We start from the raw sequence: 5,530 nt of genomic DNA, 5'->3' as shown, positions 1-5,530 counted from the left end.
GCCTGAAATGACCCACAGATTTTACTGACGAGGCAAATATATAGGTGTTCGACAGGAAGGAAGTGTAGTCGTTCTTGAATGGCAACTGTTCTACGCGAATGCTACCAAATAATACCGAGTTAAAAATAAAATGCCGGACAACAAACGTTGTCCGGCTAAGCAGGGATTTACCTGAAAACATCCAAAGATGTTGGAGTGGGAGGCATCTTTAGATAGCGATTTCAGTCTAGGTGTGTGGTTTTGTTCACAACAGGGCAAAACTGAACACAAAAACCGAAAAGCGTGCCTATCTGGCTGTTTTTAAAATACTTGTTGATGCAAATCAGTTTATACGGCTTCGGCCTCTTCCTTGTCTTCCTCTTCCATCAATTCCAGCAGCATGGAGGGTTTGCCTTTAAAGGCGCGGCTTAATGGTTCTTTATGTCGGGCAAGGATCAAACCAATCTCTTCGGCCTGCTCTTCAGTCAAGCCATTAGCCTGAGACATCTGAGTTTGTAGAAAGCCAGACAGATAGTCAGCAAGTTCGAGCATACGGTCATGTTCTTCGGCGGCTTTACGATCTGCAAACATGCTTCCGTCCCGGTCACATTGCCACATAGGGATGACGGCCATTGGTGATCCTCAGATTGGTTGTGAAAACGCCTCTGCCTTGCAGGCGGCATATGTCGTGAACTATTGTTTCATATTTACTGTATAAAAATACAGTTGTTTTTCATATGTATGTCAAGTGACGAGAAAAGTGACGGAAGTGTATTAAAAGTGTACGGGAGTGCATTCCTGTTCACTTTGTTGATGAAGGGCAGGGTATCGGCATTAGACCCCCTGATTCTGGAGTGAATCGACTTCCATGCTATCCGGAGGATCACTGAATAATTCCAACAAAGAGCAACGGCGGGTCAGATTAAGACTGATTATTCGGGCTATTTGCTGTACCGCTGTACAGTCATTTCTCTTGGCGGTGGTCAATTCGAAAAAAGTAGGCGTATCTGCCTTCGGGTCATACACTGTATGCAGCTTTATGCCTGTCTTTTTTTAAGTTATGTTCCGACCTTTGTTTCCAAGGTCTGGCAGAAATTACAGAAAGAATACTCAATTCACGAATCTTCACAACAACACAAACTACAGAGGATCAAAGGCGGACATCTGTACCAGATTGGAAAGAGTCAGTTGACGTTTAGGGAGCCTCATCCAACACAAGAATTTCACCTTCTCGATTACCTGTTGCCAGACGCTGGCCATCTGGGTGCCAGGCTAAACTTTTAAACTGACTTTTAGACTCTATTGTTCCCAGGCATTTGTTATCACCTGCTAAATCGACATCCCACATTTTCACCGTTTTATCGAGGGCACAGGACGCTAAAAAGCCGCGACTACTCCAGGATAAACCCGTCACAAAATTCTTATGTCCCCTAATCGTGCAAATAAGGGTCGCCACCGCCTCTTGACTCAAGTTCCAGGCCCGAATGCTCCCATCCCGCGAACAGGTTGCCAAACGAGCACCGTAACTCCAGGCCACTTGCGTAACAGTGTCCTCATGGCCTAGCAAGTTGGTCACAAACCTCTCACTGCCCGTTTTGGCTGTATCCCATATAGTGGTTTTTGCATTATCAGAGCCGGAGGCCAACCGTCGATTATCAGAGCACCAGGCTAAACATGTCACTCTTCCAAGGTTTCCCTTAAGGGAAGGAAGGGCATTGCCATAGTCATCCTTGTCTGGCGCCCACATCTTGATTGTTGAATCACAAGATCCTGAAGCAAAACAACTTCCATCCGGACGCCAGGACACACTCGTAATCGTATCCTGGTGAGCTTTAAATGAGTGAACAATCTTCAGATCAGTAAGCGGCTCAATAATCTTGATATATCCATTCGAAAAGCCTGCCGCCAGAAGCTTACCTTCGGGGTGCCAAGATACACTCATTACCTCATTATTGCCGCTGGAGTCCCAATTCATGTAAATCAGCTCATGATTCTCTGCCTTATCAAGGTTCCATACATTGCATCGTCCATCGGTTCCAGCTGAGGCCAAGTAGTGCCCATTCGGTGACCAGGACGCGCTTGTAATACTGTAACCCCGGGCGTGCTCTTTCAGTTCTTTGAATACTTTTTCAGGTGGGTGAATCAGGTTCAGATAACGGGCCATAATAAAGTGAACTTCTGGTGAATAATCTGTCCAGTCACGGCCAGTCGCTTCATTAACTGCTTTCAAACGACCAGTATGAAGAGCCATACCGTGAAAACGAAGGAACTTATAAACATCTGGATACAGATTAAATATCTGCCTTTTGAGGAGATAAGGGGTGGCATGGACGGCATTAAGCTGCTTACAAGTATGGCACAGACGGATTCTTTCCCGAAGACTTGTAAAGCTGAAAAGGTGACATAAGAGTTCAGGTGGGAGACGCAGTATAGGGGGGCACTCTTCAACACCTCTGCCCCAAGCCTGACATCCCATTCCTGCTAATGGCGTCGTTAGAGGTGGGTTTTCAATATCATCAACATCATGCGCAGAAACGACATCTGTCGCTTCCTCATTAGCAATCAACAGATCTCCGAAACACAGTTGCACCGACCTGGCTCCACCACTCCCAATAGCCATAACAATCTCTCTGAAAGTACATCCATAATATTTTCAGAGAAGTGGCTATGGCTATCACTATCAGAAGAGTAAGATTCCCTAACTTTTACGATCACCGAGCAGATGCTCAAGGACTTCCAGAAGAGCCTTTCTTCCTTCAGGCGAGCTCCCCCAGCGCCTGTTCTACGATAGAACTCTATATCTGTCTTGGGTAGCTCACCGAGCCATTGATGAACCGCATGCACATCTGTTTGACTGAACGTTAAACTGTTCAGGCTTTGCGATGGGAGTTGCAGCGGAATCCTCTCATTCTGCACGTCTATGGAATTATCCTGAAAATCTGCCCTGATCAATCCTTAAGAGCCGACCTGTATACTAAGATCACAGGCTGAAAGAATCCTGCGCAGCAAGGAGTAAAATTAACGGCACGACTTGTGAGAGATTGTCGACTCAGAATGAACAATGCGAATAGAAGACATTATTCAAGAGAGCGGATAAAAAAAGTTATTTCTTCAGGATTCGGGTTGGTTCCAGTTTATCGGTTGTCCTGAGGTCCAGGATTCGGTGATGCGTCTCAGCCAAAGCTGTTTTTCTTCTTTAGGGAACGTGGAGCTACTGATGTTTTTGCCAGTATCCAGGCTTCGGGCTCTTTCAGTAGCCTCTGCCAGATTGCTTTCAAGCACCGTGTCTTCTGAGGGGGAATTCAGTGTCATGGACATCTGCTCTACAAGGTATTCGTGATCCACTTTATTCAGCAGAGACTGGAGGTAATCGACCGGGTTCTCGTTATAGAAGCGGCGAAGATAAAGGATGCAACGTTCCACGTCACCATGATTTCTTCCTCGCCAGTTCATGCAGTCGATTATATTGGTAGCTGTCTTATCCATTTCCTCCAGCTTTTCGGTAAGCAGGCCGTGAATATCCTCGCCACATAGTTGTATGTAGGTACTACGAGAAGGCTCTTCCATGGTAAGAACGGCTCGGCAGTCTGTAACGAACTCTGCCATGTCTGAGCCCAGAGCCAGAATGTTGGTGAGATTGGTTACAACCAATTGGGTCATCTTTAAATCACATTGGTCCAGTAAATGCCCGTCAATGGCCATCCCGTCTCCCCAGAAACTGAGCGTCATAAGTTCAGCTGCGGATGTCATATCGGCCATTTTACTTTCAAAAATACTTTGATGGTCTCCGATGAATATGTCCCAACCGACTCCTTTATCTTCATCTTCGCCTGAGTCTCTCCCTTCCCTGTTTGCTTTTTTTGACGGTAATCCAGCTTCATACTCAAGGTCTCTTCTGTGTTTTGGGCGTATATCAATCTCATCCGTATAATGCTTTCTATAGGTCAGCCTGGACAGACTCATCTTCAACTGGGCTTGCACTTCATACAGCTGAATGTGCTCAAGCATCTGCTCGGGCGGGATGTAGTGCTTGATATTCGCGCACTGTCTGAAGATCTTATAAAAGTTATTCTTAATATGAGTTATGAGGAGGTCAGGGCTGGCAAGGAGTACTTGTTGGCTAACAGGGTAGTCTGGGTTAAGCAGGAATAGAGCCATCGCATTATGAAAGAGAGTCATCAGTTGTTGAAATGAAGACTCTGTTTTGTCTCGTAAATAAGATAAATATTGTGCTACTAACAGATCATTGGCCAAGGTTGTTTGTAATTCATGGAGGTTAACCGGACATTCACCTGGGCGTTTCTGCATATGGGCTTTAAGCTCAGGATTTTCGTGAAAAATAGCTGCAGTGTTATCAGAGATAAACCCAGTCAGTTCCGCTGGGTTTGACATGGTAACGATGGATTCCTGAACCTGGGGGGATTGTTGCTTGAAGCACTCGATAGCAAGCCGGGTTCCAAGTGATTTCAGATAGGTGAGTCGGACATTTTTTACGCTTCTGTGTGTCAGTGGTTTTTTTTTCCCCTGAGGGCTTTCCTCTAGCTTGGCAGCAGCCCTTGTTTCTGGAGGGGCCTGAGGAGCAGGGGACTTCCGCAGAATAGATTTTTCCGGGGCTGTTGCGTGATCAAGCATAACAAACCTCGTTATTCAATATGAGTCCAGTTAATAACAGGTAGACCCGGGAAAGAGGGCAAAGTTCCCGGATAATGTGTGCTCACCCCCTCTGGTTAATCGGTATAGGTGTTTTACTGGCCTCTCCAGCTACTTCTCTGACCAGTCTGGGAGCCAGATAGCCTGGGTATTGGTGCATCAGCTCCTTGATCAGTAGTCTGGCTTTCTTCTTTGTTACGTCAAAGTGGGCTACCCCCTGAACACGATCCAGAAGGTGCAGGTAATACGGAAGCACACCGGCGTTGAAAAGAGAATGGTTCAGTTCAGCCAGCGCATTCGAACTATCATTGATGTCTTTGAGCAGGATCGTTTGGTTTAGCAGAGTGGCTCCGGCTTTCCTCAGTCTTTGCAGGGCTTCTTCAACGTGTTCGTCAATCTCATTAGCGTGATTACAGTGAATCACCTGTCAGAAGAGAGCCTGATGACTTGGTCTTTCAGGATCAAAGTCTTCTGTCGTTTCTCGACGTTCAACGACTTCGTAGACGGCTGAGGTTTTCATCCTGCCCACAAACTGCCTACCCTGACAGGTCATTTCGTGATGCCAGCTATAGTCGTCGTAAGCTCGGTCAAAAACATAGATGACACCGGCTATGATGGGAAGGTTCTGAGCCACTTCACAGTCAATGGTCGTGGAGTCAATCAGGCGAACCACATCACTGGCTGCTCCCCGAGGCGGATGGCTTCTGACCTTTTGCAATAGAAAGAAGAAAGTTTCTGAGAAAATGCTGGCCGCCCGAGTGCTGTTGGCATCAGACAATAAAGAACGTTTTATGCGAGAAACACCCAGATGGTCATGGTGGTTGTGGCAGATATTAAAATTCCCAACCAGATCCTGAATGGAAACCCGGCCTGCCAGTTGAGCAAACATCATAGCAACGAG

Annotated in this window: 5 protein-coding genes; all 5 read right to left on the bottom strand. The window is 46.4% G+C overall.

Annotated elements, in window-relative coordinates; all coding sequences use genetic code 11:
• Positions 1-327 precede the first annotated feature (327 nt).
• Positions 328-612: a YebG family protein gene (locus tag QMA35_RS20725; RefSeq protein WP_281649052.1), complete on the bottom strand. Its 285-nt coding sequence runs from the start codon at positions 610-612 to the stop codon at positions 328-330.
• 562 nt (positions 613-1,174) lie between these two features.
• Positions 1,175-2,569 carry an F-box/WD40 repeat-containing protein gene (locus tag QMA35_RS20720; protein ID WP_281649051.1) on the bottom strand — a complete coding sequence of 465 codons (1,395 nt, stop codon included), beginning with the start codon at positions 2,567-2,569 and terminating at the stop codon, positions 1,175-1,177.
• Between the two features lie 521 nt (positions 2,570-3,090).
• Positions 3,091-4,611 (bottom strand): hypothetical protein, encoded by a 1,521-nt coding sequence (locus tag QMA35_RS20715; protein WP_281649050.1) that lies wholly within the window; start codon positions 4,609-4,611, stop codon positions 3,091-3,093.
• Between the two features lie 82 nt (positions 4,612-4,693).
• Complete coding sequence (locus QMA35_RS20710; protein ID WP_281649049.1) at positions 4,694-5,053, bottom strand: hypothetical protein; 360 nt, start codon at positions 5,051-5,053, stop codon at positions 4,694-4,696.
• Between the two features lie 3 nt (positions 5,054-5,056).
• A partial coding sequence (locus tag QMA35_RS20705; RefSeq protein ID WP_281649048.1) for a DUF4372 domain-containing protein occupies positions 5,057-5,530 on the bottom strand: 474 nt, incomplete at its 5' end.

Origin of the sequence: Parendozoicomonas sp. Alg238-R29 (assembly GCF_947331445.1) — a bacterium.
In the GTDB taxonomy this organism is placed as follows: domain Bacteria; phylum Pseudomonadota; class Gammaproteobacteria; order Pseudomonadales; family Endozoicomonadaceae; genus Sansalvadorimonas.
This window is presented reverse-complemented; position numbering and strand designations above follow the sequence as displayed.

Coding starts and splice junctions, on each gene's coding strand:
- QMA35_RS20725 (WP_281649052.1), bottom strand. CDS start 612: ATGGCCGTCATCCCTATGTGGCAATGTGACCGGGACGGAAGCATGTTT.
- QMA35_RS20715 (WP_281649050.1), bottom strand. CDS start 4,611: ATGCTTGATCACGCAACAGCCCCGGAAAAATCTATTCTGCGGAAGTCC.